Consider the following 15,303-nt stretch of genomic DNA (forward strand, 5'->3'; position numbering starts at 1 on the left):
CGTGTGCGCGGGCCCGGGAAGTGTCGGTCCCCGGTGGGACGGTTCCCTCCCCACACCCCGAGGAGGAAGCCATGCCCACCCGGAACACCCCCTGGCCCGACGGCACGCCGTGCTGGATCGACTACGGCGCCCCCGACATCCCGGCCGCCAAGGCCTTCTACGGCTCCCTGCTCGGCTGGGAGTGGACCGCCGACAGCCCCGAGTTCGGCGGCTACGTCAACGCGCTCAAGGACGGCCACCAGGCCGCCGGCCTCGGCCCGCTGATGGACCCGGGCGCCGCACCGTCCTGGACGACGTACTTCGCGGCCGCCGACGCCGCGGCCACCTGCGACCGCATCCGCGCGGCCGACGGCACCGTCGTCGTCGAGCCGATGGAGGTCGGGCCGATGGGCACGATGGTCGTCGCGCGGGACCCCCAGGGGAACCAGTTCGGACTCTGGCAGGCCGGCACGCACACCGGCGTCGAGGTGTTCAACGAGCCCAGCTCGCTGGTGTGGAACGAGGCCGCGGTCGACGACCCCGCCGCGGCCCGCGAGTTCTACGCCGCCGTCTTCGGGTTCACCTACGAGGAGGTCCCCGGCGCCGAGGGCTACACGACCTTCGCGACCGGTGACCGGCCGCTCGGGGGCCTCGGCGGGATCTCGCCTAGTGCGTCCAAGGGGTGGGCGACCTGCTTCGCCGTCGCCTCCACCGACGACACGGTCGCCGCGGTCGAGGCCGCCGGCGGCAAGGTCGCCATGGCGCCGATGGACACCGACTTCGGCCGGTTCGCCGTCGTCAGCGACCCGTGGGGCGCGTCGTTCTCGGTGATGCAGACGCCACCCGAGGGCTGAGCGGGCGGACGGGGGCCGGCCTCACCCGCGCAGCTGGCCGTAGGTGTGCTCCGGCGTGAACCGGACGACGAGACGCCGGTCGGCGACCATCGCCGCGCGGTACTCGTCCCAGTCCTGGTGCTCGCCGGAGACGCCGCGGTAGTAGGCGACCAGCTCCTCGACCGTGGCGTCGTGCGGGTCGGCGGCCACCGGCGTGAGCTCCGCGGTGCCCTCGACGGCCACCCACGACCAGAAGTCCTGCGACGACACGTGCAGGGTGACCCGGGGGTCGGCCTGCAGGTTGCGGGTCTTGGCGCGGTCGGCGGTCACCGACACCCGGAACAGCCGCTGCGCCGGGTCGTGGGCGTACCCGACGTTGGACAGCTGCGGCCGGCCGTCCCGCTTCACCGTGGCGAGCACCCCCCAGCGGTGCTCGGCGAAGAAGGCGAGGTGCCGCTCGTCCACGGTCACCGGACCCGCCCCCGGGCCTTGAGCGGCACCGGCGGCAGCGCCGGCGCGAGCAGCCGGTCGCCCTCGTACCCCTCGACGGCGCCGAACCGTTCGTCCTCGGCGTTCCACCGCTCGGCGTACTCGACGATCTCCTCACCCGACCGGCCGACGAAGTTCCACCACATCACCAGCTGCTCCTCGAACGGCTCGCCGCCGAGGAGCAGCAGCCTCGCCGGCGCCTCGGTGCGGACCCGCACGGTCCGCCGGCCGGTGCCGAGGTAGACCATCGCGCCGTGGGCCAGCGGCGCGCCCTCGACGTCGGCACCGCCGGAGGCGCCGAGCAGCGCGTGCTCGAAGTCCGGCTCCAGCGGCAGCTCGACGTCGGCACCGGCGGCCAGGTCCAGGTCGGCGCCGACGATCGGGGTGTGCGCCGTCCCCGGTGAGGTCTGGCCGCCGAACCCGCCCATCAGCACCGTGGCGCGCACCCCGTCGGAGTCGAAGCCCGGCAGCGTGGCGTGGTGCTCGAAGGCCGGTGCGGTGTCACGGGTGACGTCGGGCAGCGCCACCCACAGCTGCGCGCCGTACAGGTAGCGCGGGTGCGGCACCGGCGACTGCTCGGAGTGCGCGATGCCGTGCCCGGCGGTCATGAGGGCGAGCTCGCCGGGGCCGAAGGAGACGTCGCTGCCGAGGGAGTCGCGGTGGTGCACGCGGCCCTGCAGCAGCCAGGACACCGTCTGCAGCCCGGTGTGCGGGTGGGGGGCCACCTGCATGCCGGGACCGTCGGCGACGTCGTCCGGGCCGTAGTGGTCGACGAACGCCCAGGCGCCGACCATCCGGCGGCCCAGCGTCGGCAGCAGCCGCCGCACCCGCGTGCTCTCCCCGAGCGCGATCTCCTTGGCGGGCAGCAGGTCGAGGGCGGGGCCGGCGGCGGTGTCGGCCAGCCCGCCGAGCTCGCGGGCGGGCGGGCGGCGGTCGAGGTTGCTCATGTGCTGGGCCTCCAGGGGGTGCGGCGGTTCATCGGGGCTCGGGCGCGGTCGGGCAGCGCAGGGCGCCGAGGTCCCAGCCCGCCCGGCGGGCACCGGCCGCGTAGGCGCTCTCGAGGAAGTCCAGGACGGTGCCCCGTGGGTCGGCCGCCGTCCGCACGTCCTCGTAGGGCAGCAGCGCGAGGTGGGCGCCCCGGCTGTCGATCCAGCGGGCCGCGGCCGGCCGCAGCGGCTCCTCGGCCAGGCCCGCCGGCTCGGGCGCGGTGTAGGAGTAGAAGGCGGGCTCGGGCACCTGGTCGTCGCCGAACCAGAAGCCGGCGCTGATCACCTCGTGCGAGTAGGCCTCGCGGGTGACCGGGTCGACGGTGTCGGGCTGCGGCACGCGCCGGTCGGAGAAGCGGGTGACGGCGAGGTCGAAGGTGTGCCAGAAGTGGTGCACCGGGCTGGTCTTGGCGTAGCTGCGCCCGGCGAACTCCTCGAGCACCTGCGCCACCTGGCCCAGCACCACCCAGTAGCGGGTCACCATGGCCCGGTCGTAGGACGCGTGGTGCTCGTCCTCGGCGAACGGGGTGCGGTCGGCCAGGTCGAACGGGACGGGCAGCTCGACGGTGGCCGGCAGGCCGAGCGTGGCGAGGGTGTCGAGCAGCTGCCGGTAGAACGCGGCCACGCTCAGCCCGGGCAGCGGGAACGACGCCCGCCGTCCGTCGGCGACGGTCACCTCGAGCCGGTGGTCGACCAGGTCGAGGTCGACGGCGAAGACCGGGTCGAAGCCCATCGGGCGGGTGGTCAGCCCGCGGCCGGTGAGGTGGAAGGGGACGTGCCACCAGTGGTTGCGCCGCGGGGCGTTGGCCAGCCGCAGCTTGCCGACGACCTGCAGGAACCGGTGCACGGTGTCCTTGGTGTCGGCCCACTCGGCCAGCGGGATGGGCGGGAAGACGGACACGGGCGGCTCCTGCGTTGGCTCCGGGGCGACGGGACCGGTGCGGCCAGCATGCAGCCCGCGGCGGCCGCGCGGTAGCCGCTCCCCGGGGCGGCGGATGCCCCGCCCCCCGCCCGGCCGGCGCCGGGAGGTGTCAGGCTGCGGGCGTGGACGACGACGCCCGCCGGCCGGGCTGCCCGAAGCGCATGGTCTTCGGCCCGTGCGGCGGGGTCCGGGACGACGGCCGCTGCGAGGTCGCCGAGCACCGCTGCCCCTTCGTCGACGCACCCGCCCCCGCATGGGCCGGGCCGACGCCGCCTCCGGTCCCGCCTCCGCCGGGCAGCCTGCTCGACCGTGCGCGCACCGGGCCGGTGGTGCTCACCGACCTCACCGTCGCGCCGTTCGACCCGGCCTCGCTGCGCCGGGTGGTCGGCGTCCTGGCGCCGTTCTCCGACGGGCTGCTCGTCGGCGAGCACGCCAACCGGCCCGACTTCCCGCCCACGCTGTTCGCCGCCGAGATCCTGGACGCCGGCGGGCGGCCGTGGACGACGCTGGCCTGCCGCGACCGCAACCGCGTCGTCCTGGAGCAGGAGCTGGCCGGTCTGGCCGCGGTCGGCGTCGACGGCGTGCTGTGCGTGACCGGGGACGCCCGCGGCCCCGGCGTCCGGCCCGGCGTCACCCAGGTCTTCGACCTCGACGGTCCGCGGCTGGCCGCCCTCGCCGCGGACGCGGGGCTGCCGGTCGCCGTCCCGGAGTCGCCGGCGGCCCCACCGGTGCACCGGCGGCCGGCCCGGGTCGCGGACAAGCAGCGGGCCGGCGCGCAGGTGTGCGTGCTCAACCACGTGCGCACCCCGGGTGAGGTGGCCGCCTTCGTCGCCGCCGCGCGCGAGGCCGGGGCGACGCTGCCCTTCGTCGCCGCGGTCGCCGTCTACACCGACGAGCGCTCGGCGCGGGTGCTGCAGCGCTTCCCCGGCCTGCACGTCGACGACGCGACGGTCGAGCAGGTCCTGGCCGCGCCGGACCCCCGGTCGGCGGGGATCGCGGCCGCGGTGGCCGAGGCCCGGGCGCTGCTCGCCGTCCCCGGGGTCGTCGGGGTCAACCTCTCCGGCCTGGCCTCCAGCGGCGGGGAGGACGACGGCGCCCGGGTCAAGGCCGAGGTCGCCGCCGCGGTCAGGGAGGTCGCATGAGAGAGCTGGAGAGCGAGGCGATGGAGGCCGAGTTCGGCACCGTCGCCGGCTGGACCGAGGAGGCCGTGCGGGCGCTGGGACCCGAGCACGCCGTCCCGGCCGGGTGCCGGGGCAGCGGGAGCGAGGGGGCGCTGCGCTGGCTGGCCGACCGCATGGCGCTGACGGCCGGCAGCCGGGTGCTCGACGACGGCGCCGGCGTCGGCGGCCCGGCCGGGTGGCTGGCCGCCGACCGCGGCGCGCGCGCCGTCTGCGCCGAGCCGATGCGCGCCGCGGCCCGTGCCGCCCACCGGCTGTTCGGGCTGCCCTCGGTCGCCGCGCTCGCACAGGCGCTGCCGTTCGCCGACGCCGCGTTCGACGCCGCCTGGTGCCTGGGGGTCCTGTGCACCACCTCCGACAAGGCCCCGGCGCTGGCCGAGCTGCGCCGGGTGCTGGCCGACGGCGGCCGGCTCGGCCTGCTGGTCTTCGTCGCCGACCGGCCGCTGCCCCCGCCGCTGCCCGAGGGCAACGACTTCCCGGCCGAGGCGGAGCTGCGCGCGCTGCTGGACGCGGCCGGCTTCCGGTTGGGGGACACCGCCACCGCCGACTTCGGCGACAGCCCGCCGGGGTGGGGTGAGCGCGCCGACGCGGTGGACGCCGAGGTCGCCCGTCGGCACGGCGACGACCCCCGCTGGCGGGAGGCCCAGGAGCAGTCGGCGCGGGTGGGGCGGCTGCTCGGCGACGGGGCGCTGCGGCCGTGGCTCGGGGTCGCCGAGGCCCGCTGACGCCGGCGGCACGCGGCGGCCGTCAGGAGGCGCGCTCGACCCGGGCGGCCGCGTGAGGCGGGCCGTGCTCGGCGATGAGGGCGGTGTTCGCGACCTCGGCGTCGTCGAGGTGGACGGCGTCGCGCGGGTCGGTGGTGTCGAGCACCCGCGTCTCGTGGCCCCGGCCGACGACGAGGACGACGTCGGCGGGGCCGGCCGCGCGGACCGCCGCGGAGATGGCCTGCCGCCGGTCGGGCACCGTGCGCACGGCCGCGGTCGCGCCGAGCAGCCCGACCCGCAGCTCGGCGATGATCGCGGCCGGGTCCTCGCCGTGGCTGCCCTCGTTGGTCAGCCACACGCGGTCGGCGGCGCGGGCCGACTCGCCCAGCCCCTGCCGCTTGTAGCGGTCGCGCCGGCCGCGGGCACCGAGCACCAGGTGCACGCGGCCGCCGGGGCCGCACAGGTCGCGGGCGGTGGTGATCGCCGCCGCCAGGGCGTGCGGCGTGTGCGCGTAGTCGACGACGACCACCGGCCGCCCCGAGCCGCCGAGCACGGTGCCGCGTCCGCGCGGCGGGGCCACCGCGGCCAGGCCGGCGGCGATCCGGTCGGGTGCCACGCCGAGCACCCGCCCGGTGGCCCACGCCGCGGCCAGGTTGCCCACGTGCACCCGGCCGACCAGCCGGCTGCGCACCCGGTGGCCGCCGGTGTCGTCGCCCAGCAGCACCTCGGTGCCCGCGGCGCCGGTCCGCCAGCCGAGCACCCGGACGTCGGCGTCGGCCGCCGTGCCCACCCGGGTCACCGGCACCGGGGCCTGGTCGGCCAGCCGCCGTCCCCACGGGTCGTCGACGACGACCACCCCGGCCGCGGTCCGCTCGCGCTCGAACAGCCGGGCCTTGCTCGCCCAGTAGTGCTCCAGGGTGCCGTGGTGGTCGAGGTGGTCCTCCTCGAACCCGGTGAAGACGGCGACGTCGAAGCCGAGCCCGTCGAGGCGGCCGCGGTCCAGTGCGATCGACGAGGCCTCCACCACCGCGCGGTGCGCCCCGGCGTCGACCATCCAGCGCAGCAGCTCGTGCAGCTCCGGGGCCTCGGGGGTGGTCAGCGCGGTCAGCCGCGAGCGCGTGCCCACCCGCGCGCCGAGCGTGCCGACGACGCCGGTGCGGTCGCCGCCGGCCTCCAGCACGCCGCCGACGAGCGCGCTGGTCGTCGTCTTGCCGTTGCTGCCGGTCACGCCCACCAGGCCCAGCGCCCGCGCGGGGTCGCCGGCCAGCAGCGCGCCCAGTGGACCGAGCTGCGCGCGCACCCACGGCACGAGCAGCAGCGGCAGGTCCGTGGCGACCGGGCGGTCGGCCAGCAGGGCCACCGCGCCCGCCCGGGCCGCGGCGCCGGCGTGCCGGTGCCCGTCGCTGGCCGCTCCGCGGACGCAGGCGAACAGCGAGCCGGGGACGACCCGCCGCGAGTCGGTGACCAGGCCGCGCACGGTCAGGTCGTCGGCGCCGCCGGACCGGAGGACGGGACCGCCGGGGACAGCGCGCGCGCGGCGCTCCACCTCCGACCAGGGGACCGCGGGCAGCACCCGGCCGACGGTAGGCCCGCGGTGGTGTCCGCGCTGGTCGCAGCGGTGGACCGCGGGGGCGCGCCGCCCTCCGTCCCCACCTGCGCGACCGGCCGGTCACTGAGCGCAGCACGCGGGGTGCTGGGTGCCACCTGCCGCGTCGGCGCGACGGTGCCGGACGGGGCGCGCGCGGCGACGGCGATACTGGGGCCCTCATGACCTGGACCCGACGGTGAGCGCCCCGCTGAACCTGCTCAACCTCGAGCGGGTGTCCAAGGCGCACGGCACGACCGTCCTGCTCGACGACGTCTCCCTCGGCGTGGCGGCCGGCGAGCGGATCGGCGTCGTCGGGCGCAACGGCAGCGGCAAGTCCACGCTGCTCGGCGTCCTGACCGGTGCGGAGGAGCCCGACAGCGGCCGGGTCACGCAGCGCGGCGACCTCGCCGTCGGCGTCCTCGACCAGTCCGGGACGCTGCCGCCGGGCGCCACGGTCCGCGACGTCGTGCTGCCCGGGACCCTGTTCGCCGCGGAGCACGAGTGGGCCGCCGACCCGGCCGTGCGCAGTGTCCTGACCGGCCTGGAGCTCGACCGGCTGGGCCTGGACAGCCCCGTGGCGCCGATGTCGGGTGGCGAGCGGCGCCGGGTGGCGCTGGCCGCGCAGCTGGTCCGGCCGCTGGACCTGCTGGTCCTCGACGAGCCGACCAACCACCTCGACGTCGAGGGCGTCGCCTGGCTGGCCGACTACGTGCGCGAGCGGGTGGGCGCGCTGGTGGTGGTCACCCACGACCGGTGGTTCCTCGACGAGGTGTGCACGCAGACGTGGGAGGTCTCCGACGGCGCGGTGCACGCCTACGAGGGCGGCTACGCGGCCTACACGCTGGCCCGCGCCGAGCGCGCCCGCATCGCGGCGGTCACCGAGGAGCGCCGGCTGAACCTGGTCCGCAAGGAGCTGGCCTGGCTGCGCCGCGGCCCGCCGGCGCGCACCAGCAAGCCGCGGTTCCGGATCGAGGCGGCCGAGGCGCTCATCGCCGACGAGCCGCCGCCCCGCGAGTCGATGGCGCTGAAGGGCTTCGCCGCCCGCCGGCTCGGGCGCACCGTCTACGACGTCGAGGACGTCGACTACGCCGTCCCCTCCGACGACGGCCCCCGGCCGCTGTTCCGCGACCTGACCTGGCACGTGGGCCCGGGCGACCGGATCGGCGTGGTCGGGGTGAACGGCGCGGGGAAGACCTCGCTGCTGCGGCTGCTGGTGGGGGAGACCGAGCCCGACCGCGGCACGGTGGTGCGCGGGCAGACGGTCGCGCCGGCGTACCTGTCGCAGCACGTGACCGAGCTGCCCGGGCGGCTGCGGGTGCTCGAGGCGGTGCAGGAGATCGCCCGCATCGCGCGGATCGGCGGCCAGGACATCTCGGCGTCGTCCCTGGCCGAGCGGTTCGGTTTCCCGGCGTCGCGGCAGTGGACGCCGGTGGGGGACCTGTCCGGAGGCGAGCGGCGCCGGCTGCAGCTGCTGCGCCTGCTCATGGCCGAGCCGAACGTGCTGCTGCTCGACGAGCCGACCAACGACCTCGACATCGACACGCTCACCCAGCTCGAGGACCTCCTCGACTCCTTCCCCGGCACGGTGCTGGTGGTCAGCCACGACCGCTACTTCGTCGACCGGGTCTGCGACTCGGTGGTGGCGCTCATGGGCGACGGCTCGCTGGCCGCGCTGCCCGGCGGCGTCGAGGAGTACCTGCAGCGGCGCGCGGCGGGGGAGGCGGCACTGCCCTCGGCGGCGTCCGGCCCGGCTCCCGCGGCCCCGCCGGCGGCTGCGACCGGGCCCTCGGCGGGCGAGGTGCGCGCCGCCCGCAAGGAGGCCGCCCGGCTGGAGCGGCGGCTGGAGAAGCTGGGGACCGAGGAGGAACGGCTGCACGCCGAGCTCGCCGCCGCCGCGACCGACCACGCGCGGGTGATGGAGCTCGACGGCCGGCTGCGCGCGCTGCTGGCGGAGAAGGACCAGGTCGAGACCGACTGGCTGGCCGCCGCGGAGCTCGCCGAGGGCTGAGCGCCGGCGCGTCCTCCCGCACCGCAGCGCGTCCTCCCGCACCGCAGCGCGTCCTCCCGCACCGTCCACCGTGAGGGAGGACGCGCGACGATCAGGTGCCCTGATCGTGGCCGGGCGGCGGAAGGGCCCTCCTGCAGCGGGGCCGGGCGCACACGACCTCCCGGGTAGACTGGCTGTACCGCCGGCCGTCGTCGACCGACGTCAGTGGTCCCCGAGCCGCCCTCGACTCCCGGGAGACCCGTGATCGCACTGTTGTCCCTCCACCTGCTGGCCGCGCTGCTGGCGCCCCTTCTCGCGCGGTGGTGGGGCAGACGGGCCTTCCTCGTCCTCGCGCTGGTCCCGGCCGCGGGCTTCGTCTGGACGCTGCTGCAGCTGCGCACGGTCCTGGCCGGCGACGACGTCCGCGAGACGGTGCCGTGGATCCCCGCCCTCGACCTCGACGTCGCGCTGCGGCTGGACGCCCTGGCGCTCACCTTCGCCGCACTGGTCACCGGCATCGGCGCCCTGGTCCTCGTCTACTGCGCCCGCTACTTCGGGCCCGACGACGAGGGCACCGGCCGCTTCGCCGGCACCCTCACCGCCTTCGCCGGGTCGATGCTCGGCCTGGTCCTCGCCGACGACGTGCTGCTGCTCTACGTGTTCTGGGAGCTCACCACCGTCTTCTCGTTCCTCCTCATCGGGGGCTCGGGACGGCGGCTGGCCGCGCGGCGGGCGGCGTCGCAGGCGCTGATCCTGACCACCGCCGGTGGGCTGGCCATGCTGGTCGGGCTGATCCTGATCGGGCAGGCCAGCGGCTCCTTCCTGCTCTCGGAGCTGGTCGCCGACCCGGGCAGCGGCACCGCGATGACCGCCGGTGCGGCCCTCGTGCTCGTCGGGGCGGTCACCAAGTCCGCGCTCGTGCCCTTCCACTTCTGGCTGCCGGCGGCCATGGAGGCGCCGACGCCGGTGAGCGCCTACCTGCACGCCGCGGCGATGGTGAAGGCCGGTGTGTACCTGGTCGCCCGGCTGGCCCCCGGGCTGGCCGACGTCCCCGGCTGGCGCCCGGTGGTGCTGGGCCTGGGCGTGGCCACCATGCTCGTCGGCGGCTACCGCGCGCTGCGCCAGAGGGACCTCAAGCTGCTGCTGGCCTTCGGCACCGTCAGCCAGCTCGGGTTCCTCGTCACGCTGGTCGGCGGGGGCAGCCGCGAGCTGGCCGCCGCCGGGCTGGCGATGACCCTGGCGCACGCACTGTTCAAGTCCACGCTGTTCCTCACCGTGGGTGTCATCGACCACGCGACCGGCACCCGCGACCTGCGCCGGCTGTCCGGCCTCGGCCGCCGGCTGCCCGTGCTCGCCGCGATCGGGATCGCCGCGGCGGCGTCCATGGCCGGGCTGCCGCCGCTGCTGGGGTTCGTCGGCAAGGAGGCGGCGTTCGCCGCGCTCTGGGACGCCGGCCTGCCCGACCGCACGGCCGCGGCCGTCGTCCTGGCCGGGCTGGTCGCGGGGTCGGTCCTCACCGCCGCCTACACCGCGCGCTTCGTGTGGGGCGCCTTCGCCCGCAAGGCCGGCGTCGCGGACACCGCGGTCGAGCACGCGCCGGAGCCGCTGTTCCTCGCCGCCCCCGCCGTCCTGGCGCTGACCGGGCTGGTCCTCGGGCCGGCCAGCCCGCTGCTGGAACCGCTGGTCGCCGGCTACGCCGACACGCTGCCGCTGCTGGCGCCGGAGCCGGAGCACCTGGGCCTGTGGCACGGCTGGCAGCCGGCGCTCGTGCTGTCGGCGGTGTCGATCGCCGGCGGCGCCGCCCTGTTCGCCCTGCGCGGGCAGGTCACGCGCCTGCAGGGTCGGGTGGCCGTGGGTGCCTCGGCCGACGAGGGCTACTGGAACGTCGTCCAGGGCATCGACCGGCTCGCCGTGCTGGTCACCGGCACCACCCAGCGCGGCTCCCTGCCGGCCTACCTCGGGACCATCCTGGTCGCCGTGCTCGCGCTGCCGGGCACGCTGCTGGTCACCCGCGCGCCGTGGCCGGACGAGTGGCGGGCGTGGGACACCCCGGTGCAGGCCGTGGTCGGCGTCGTCGTCGTGACCGCCGGTGCGCTCGCCCTGCGGATCCGGCAGCGGCTGTCCGCGGTGCTCGTCGTCGGGGTCACCGGCTACGGCCTCGCGGTCGTGTTCGCGCTGCAGGGGGCCCCCGACCTGGCGCTCACCCAGTTCCTGGTCGAGACGCTCACCCTCGTCGTCTTCGTGCTGGTGCTGCGCAAGCTGCCCAAGGACATCACCGAGCGGCACCGGCCGCGGGAGCGCGCCGTCCGCGGGGGGATCGCCGTCGCGGTCGGCGCCTTCATGGCCGCCGTCGGCGCGGTGGCGCTGTCCGCCCGCACCGCCGTGCCGGTGTCGGAGGGCTGGCCCGGGCCGGCGTACGAGTTCGGCGGCGGCAAGAACGTCGTCAACGTGACGCTGGTCGACATCCGCGCCTGGGACACCCTCGGCGAGATCTCGCTGCTGGTCGTCGCGGCCACCGGCGTGGCCAGCCTGGTCTTCCTGCGGCGGCGCACCGGCGGCGTCGACCGCGTCGACCGCGCGCAGCTGACGCAGCGCCGTGAGCGCAGCCGGCGGGCGCCGCGCGACCGCTGGCTGGCGGCCACCGCGACCCTCGACCCGGCGCGCCGCTCGGTCGTGCTCGAGGTGGTCACCCGGATCCTCTTCCACACGATCGTCGTCTTCTCGCTGTACCTGCTGTTCAGCGGGCACAACGAGCCCGGCGGCGGGTTCGCCGGCGGCCTGGTCGCCGGCCTGGCGCTGGTGCTGCGGTACCTGGCCGGCGGGCGCTACGAGCTGGGCGAGGCCGCGCCGGTGGCGCCGGGCCTGCTGCTGGGCTGCGGGCTGCTCTTCGCCGGCGGCACGGGTGTGGCCGGGCTGCTCCTGGGCGCCGGGGTGCTGCAGACGGCGGTCCTGCAGACGACGCTGCCCGTGCTCGGCGACGTCAAGCTCGTGACCTCGCTGTTCTTCGACCTCGGCGTCTACCTGATCGTCGTCGGGCTGGTCCTCGACGTGCTCCGCAGCCTGGGCGCGGAGCTCGACCGCCAGGAGGACCAGGAGGACCCGATCGAACTGTCCCCCGGTGAGGTGGTGCTGCGATGACCCCCACGATCGTGCTGCCGGTGATGATCGGCGGCCTGTACGCGGCGGGGGTGTACCTGCTGCTCGACCGCAGCCTCACCCGCGTGCTGCTCGGCTTCGTGCTGCTGGGCAACGCCACCAACCTGCTGGTGCTGTCGGCCGGCGGGCCCGCGGGGCTGGCGCCGATCCTCGGCTACTCCGACGCGGAGGGGTTCAACGACCCGCTGCCGCAGGCGCTGATCCTGACCGCGATCGTGATCACCTTCGGCGTCTCGGCGTTCGTGCTGGCGATCATCCACCGCTCCTGGCGGCTGGCCCGCAACGAGGCCGTCGGCACCGACGAGGAGGACCGCCGGGTCGCCGCCAGCCGGGACACCGACGCCGACGAGCTCGACCCGGACGACCTCGACCCGCAGGACCGCGCCGCCGGCCACGCCGACAGCCTCCCCGCGGACCTCGAGGACCTGGCCGACGACGTCGACGTGCCGGCGGGGAGCGGCACCCGGTGATCGAGGTCCTCGCCCCGCTGCCGGTGCTGCTCCCGCTGCTCGGAGCGGCCGGCGCGCTGCTGGCCTCCGGGCACCCGGGCCACCAGCGCACCCTCAGCACGGTGGTGCTCACCGTCGTGCTCGCCGTCTCGGTGGCCCTGCTGTTTCTCGCCGACGCCGCCGGCGCGAGCGCGGTCTCCGTCGGCGGCTGGCCGGTGCCCCTGGGCATCGTGCTGGTGGTCGACCGGCTCTCGGCGCTCATGCTGGTGGTCGCCTCGACCGTGGCGCTGGGCGTCCTCGTGTTCGCCATCGGCCAGGGGGCGGCCGACGGGTCGGAGGAGACGCCGCTGTCGATCTTCCACCCGACGTTCCTGGTGCTGGTCGCCGGCGTCAGCAACGCCTTCCTCGCCGGCGACCTGTTCAACCTCTACGTCGGCTTCGAGATCCTGCTGATGGCCTCCTACGTGCTGCTGACCCTCGGCGGCACCGCCGGCCGGATCCGCGGCGGCATCACCTACGTCGTGGTCAGCCTCACCAGCTCGCTGGTGTTCCTCGCCGCGATCGGCCTGGTCTACGCCGCGACCGGCACGGTGAACATGGCGCAGCTCGCGGTGCGGCTGGGCGAGCTGCCCGCGGGTACGCAGGTGCTGCTGCAGTCGATGCTGCTGATCGCCTTCGGCATCAAGGCCGCGGTCTTCCCGCTGTCGGCCTGGCTGCCCGACAGCTACCCGACCGCGCCGGCCCCGGTCACCGCCGTCTTCGCCGGCCTGCTCACCAAGGTCGGCGTGTACGCGATCATCCGCACCCAGACCCTGCTGTTCCCGGGCGGTGCGCTCGACGGCGTGCTCATGTGGGCAGCGCTGGCCACGATGCTCATCGGCATCCTCGGGGCGGTGGCCCAGAGCGACCTGCGCCGGGTGCTGTCGTTCACCCTGGTCAGCCACATCGGCTACATGGTGTTCGGCATCGCCCTGGGGACGGCGGCGGGCCTGGCCGGTGCGGTCTTCTACGTGGCCCACCACATCGCCATCCAGACGACCCTGTTCCTCGTCGCCGGGCTCGTCGAGCGCCAGGGCGGGACCACGTCGATCAACCGGCTCGGCGGGCTGGCCCGGCGCTCGCCGCTGCTCGCCGTGCTGTTCTTCGTGCCGGCGATGAACCTGGCCGGGATCCCGCCGCTGTCGGGGTTCATCGGCAAGCTGGGCCTGCTGCAGGCCGGGGTCGCCGAGGGCAGCGCCGCGGCCCTCACCCTGGTCGCTGCCGCGGTGGTCACCAGCCTGCTCACCCTGCTCGCGGTCGCCCGGGTCTGGACGCGTGCCTTCTGGCGGTCCCCGAGCCAGGCACCGTTCGAGGACACGGCCGCGGCCGCGGCCGCGGACGCCGGGCCGCAGCACCCCGCGAGCGAGGACGGGTCCTCCGCCGACGGCGCCGTGTCCTCCGCCGACGGCGCCGTGTCCTCCCCCGACCGGCCGCGCACCGCGCTGCAGGACGCCTGGCGCCGGCACACCGCGGTGGCGACGGCGTCCGAGCCCGACCTCCCGCCCGCGGCGGGCGCCGTCCGGGCGCTGCGGCCGCTGCCGCGGACGATGGTGGGCGCGACCGCCGCACTGGTCGCGCTGACCGTGGCCCTCACCGGGCTGGCCGGGCCGCTGTACGGCCTCGCGGACCGGGCGTCGACCGACCTGGTGGAGCGCACGCCCTACCTCTCGTCGGTGCTGGGGGAGGAGGACCGGTGAGCGTCGAGCCGGCCGCGACCCGGTTGCGCCACCAGGTCCCCCTGCTCGCCTGGCTGGTGCTGGTCTGGATGCTGCTGTGGGGGACCTGGTCGTGGGCGAACCTGCTCTCCGGCCTGGTCCTCGGGCTGTTCGTGCTGGTGGTGCTGCCCCTGCCGCACGTGGTGGGCGGCGTGCGGGTGCGGCCCCTGCCGGTGCTGATCTTCCTCGGCCACTTCGTCACCGACCTGGTCGTGTCCGGGGCGGAGGTCGCCTGGCAGGCCCTGCGGCCGCAGGGACTGCGTCGGACCGCGATCGTGCGGGTGCAGCTGCGGGCCGACTCCGACCTGCTGCTGACGATGGTGGCCGAGGCGACCTCCCTCGTGCCCGGCTCCCTGGTGCTGGATCTGGACCGGGAGCAGCGGGTGATGACCCTGCACCTGCTGCCCGTCCGCGACCGCGACGACGTCGAGCGCAAGCGGGCGCACGTCCTCCTGGTCGAGGAGCGGCTGGTGCTGGCGTTCGGCTCGGCGGAGGACGTCGCCGCCCTCGAGCGGGACCGGGCGGAGGTGGCGGCGCCGTGACGGTGGTGGCGGGCGCGCTGTACGCGCTCATCGGCGGGGGAGCCCTCCTCGCCCTCGTCCGCCTGGCCCGCGGCCCGTCGCTGCTGGACCGGGTCGTGGCCACCGACACGCTGCTGGTGATCATCTCCGCCGGGCTGGCCGTCCACGCCGCGGTGGTGCGCGACCCGACGCTCGTGCCGGTGCTGGTCGTCGTCGCGCTGCTGGCCTTCGTCGGGTCGGTCTCGGTCGCCCGCTACGTGGGCGGGATGCTGCTGAGGTCGCGGACCGAGGACGGCCGGGACGTCGGCCTGCCGGTGGCCGCCGAGGAACGGGAGAGCCGGTCGTGACCGCACTCGCCGACGTCGTGGCGTTCGCGTGCCTGCTGGCCGGCGCCTTCCTCTGCCTCACCGCCGGGCTGGGACTGGTCCGTTTCCCGGACGTGCTGTCGCGGATGCACGCCGGGACCAAGCCGCAGGTGGTGGGCGTGCTGCTGGTCATGGTCGGGGCCGCCATCCGGCTCGGCGGCTGGTCCAACGCCTGGATGCTCCTGCTGGTGGCGGCCTTCCAGCTGCTGACCGCGCCGGTCAGCGCCCACCTGATCAGCCGGGTCGCCTACCGTCGCCGGCACGTCCGGCGCGACCTGCTGCTCGTCGACGAGTTCCGCGGTGCCGGCCGCCAGGACGACGTCTACCGGGGCGACGAACCCGGCGACGCCCCACCCGAGCAGCCGGGGTCCCACCCGGGCGGCTGAGACCGG

At 76.2% G+C, this 15,303-nt stretch carries 14 protein-coding genes; 10 read left to right on the forward strand and 4 right to left on the reverse strand.

Features of this window, described 5'->3' with window-relative positions; translation table 11 throughout:
* The first annotated feature begins 71 nt into the window (after positions 1 to 71).
* Positions 72 to 833 carry a VOC family protein gene (locus tag ACWIZO_RS09020; RefSeq protein WP_448642142.1) on the forward strand — a complete coding sequence of 254 codons (762 nt, stop codon included), beginning with the start codon at positions 72 to 74 and terminating at the stop codon, positions 831 to 833.
* 21 nt (positions 834 to 854) lie between these two features.
* Here the strand turns inward: ACWIZO_RS09020 and ACWIZO_RS09025 are convergent, their stop codons facing one another.
* Genes ACWIZO_RS09025 through ACWIZO_RS09035 form a run of 3 tightly spaced genes read right to left on the reverse strand, consistent with a single transcriptional unit; the run spans position 855 to position 3,188 of the window.
* A complete protein-coding gene (locus ACWIZO_RS09025; RefSeq protein ID WP_448642143.1) occupies positions 855 to 1,283 on the reverse strand; it encodes a PPOX class F420-dependent oxidoreductase in 429 nt (142 codons plus the stop codon).
* Positions 1,280 to 2,248, reverse strand: a complete 969-nt coding sequence (locus ACWIZO_RS09030) for a pirin family protein (RefSeq protein ID WP_448642144.1) — start codon at positions 2,246 to 2,248, stop codon at positions 1,280 to 1,282. Before ACWIZO_RS09030 ends, ACWIZO_RS09025 begins: the two co-directional genes overlap by 4 nt.
* A gap of 28 nt (positions 2,249 to 2,276) precedes the next feature.
* On the reverse strand, positions 2,277 to 3,188 hold the full coding sequence (locus ACWIZO_RS09035; protein ID WP_448642145.1) for a DUF5996 family protein: 912 nt from the start codon (positions 3,186 to 3,188) through the stop codon (positions 2,277 to 2,279).
* Positions 3,189 to 3,331: 143 nt separating this feature from the next.
* Here ACWIZO_RS09035 and ACWIZO_RS09040 point away from each other — a divergent pair, with 143 nt between their 5' ends.
* Positions 3,332 to 4,351 (forward strand): methylenetetrahydrofolate reductase C-terminal domain-containing protein, encoded by a 1,020-nt coding sequence (locus ACWIZO_RS09040; protein WP_448642146.1) that lies wholly within the window; start codon positions 3,332 to 3,334, stop codon positions 4,349 to 4,351.
* Complete coding sequence (locus ACWIZO_RS09045) at positions 4,348 to 5,112, forward strand: class I SAM-dependent methyltransferase (protein ID WP_448642147.1); 765 nt, start codon at positions 4,348 to 4,350, stop codon at positions 5,110 to 5,112. Before ACWIZO_RS09040 ends, ACWIZO_RS09045 begins: the two co-directional genes overlap by 4 nt.
* A 22-nt stretch (positions 5,113 to 5,134) precedes the next feature.
* Here the strand turns inward: ACWIZO_RS09045 and ACWIZO_RS09050 are convergent, their stop codons facing one another.
* On the reverse strand, positions 5,135 to 6,664 hold the full coding sequence (locus ACWIZO_RS09050) for a Mur ligase family protein (protein ID WP_448642148.1): 1,530 nt from the start codon (positions 6,662 to 6,664) through the stop codon (positions 5,135 to 5,137).
* Between the two features lie 211 nt (positions 6,665 to 6,875).
* On the opposite strand from ACWIZO_RS09050, the gene ACWIZO_RS09055 reads away from it, so the two are divergent.
* From ACWIZO_RS09055 to mnhG, 7 genes are all read left to right on the forward strand, one after another.
* The gene (locus ACWIZO_RS09055; RefSeq protein ID WP_448642149.1) at positions 6,876 to 8,687 is read left to right on the forward strand and encodes an ABC-F family ATP-binding cassette domain-containing protein; all 1,812 of its coding nucleotides are present in this window, start codon (positions 6,876 to 6,878) and stop codon (positions 8,685 to 8,687) included.
* Positions 8,688 to 8,927: 240 nt separating this feature from the next.
* Complete coding sequence (locus ACWIZO_RS09060; RefSeq protein ID WP_448642150.1) at positions 8,928 to 11,804, forward strand: Na+/H+ antiporter subunit A; 2,877 nt, start codon at positions 8,928 to 8,930, stop codon at positions 11,802 to 11,804.
* On the forward strand, positions 11,801 to 12,292 hold the full coding sequence (locus tag ACWIZO_RS09065; RefSeq protein ID WP_448642151.1) for a Na(+)/H(+) antiporter subunit C: 492 nt from the start codon (positions 11,801 to 11,803) through the stop codon (positions 12,290 to 12,292). The genes ACWIZO_RS09060 and ACWIZO_RS09065 overlap by 4 nt, the downstream gene beginning before the upstream one ends.
* Complete coding sequence (locus tag ACWIZO_RS09070; RefSeq protein WP_448642152.1) at positions 12,289 to 14,007, forward strand: Na+/H+ antiporter subunit D; 1,719 nt, start codon at positions 12,289 to 12,291, stop codon at positions 14,005 to 14,007. Before ACWIZO_RS09065 ends, ACWIZO_RS09070 begins: the two co-directional genes overlap by 4 nt.
* Positions 14,004 to 14,567 (forward strand): Na+/H+ antiporter subunit E, encoded by a 564-nt coding sequence (locus ACWIZO_RS09075; RefSeq protein WP_448642153.1) that lies wholly within the window; start codon positions 14,004 to 14,006, stop codon positions 14,565 to 14,567. The genes ACWIZO_RS09070 and ACWIZO_RS09075 overlap by 4 nt, the downstream gene beginning before the upstream one ends.
* Positions 14,564 to 14,893: a monovalent cation/H+ antiporter complex subunit F gene (locus ACWIZO_RS09080; protein WP_446758418.1), complete on the forward strand. Its 330-nt coding sequence runs from the start codon at positions 14,564 to 14,566 to the stop codon at positions 14,891 to 14,893. Before ACWIZO_RS09075 ends, ACWIZO_RS09080 begins: the two co-directional genes overlap by 4 nt.
* Positions 14,890 to 15,297, forward strand: coding sequence for a monovalent cation/H(+) antiporter subunit G (gene mnhG / locus ACWIZO_RS09085; RefSeq protein ID WP_448642154.1), 408 nt, complete (start codon positions 14,890 to 14,892; stop codon positions 15,295 to 15,297). The genes ACWIZO_RS09080 and mnhG overlap by 4 nt, the downstream gene beginning before the upstream one ends.
* Positions 15,298 to 15,303: the final 6 nt, after the last annotated feature.

It is taken from the genome of Geodermatophilus sp. URMC 63 (assembly GCF_053502565.1).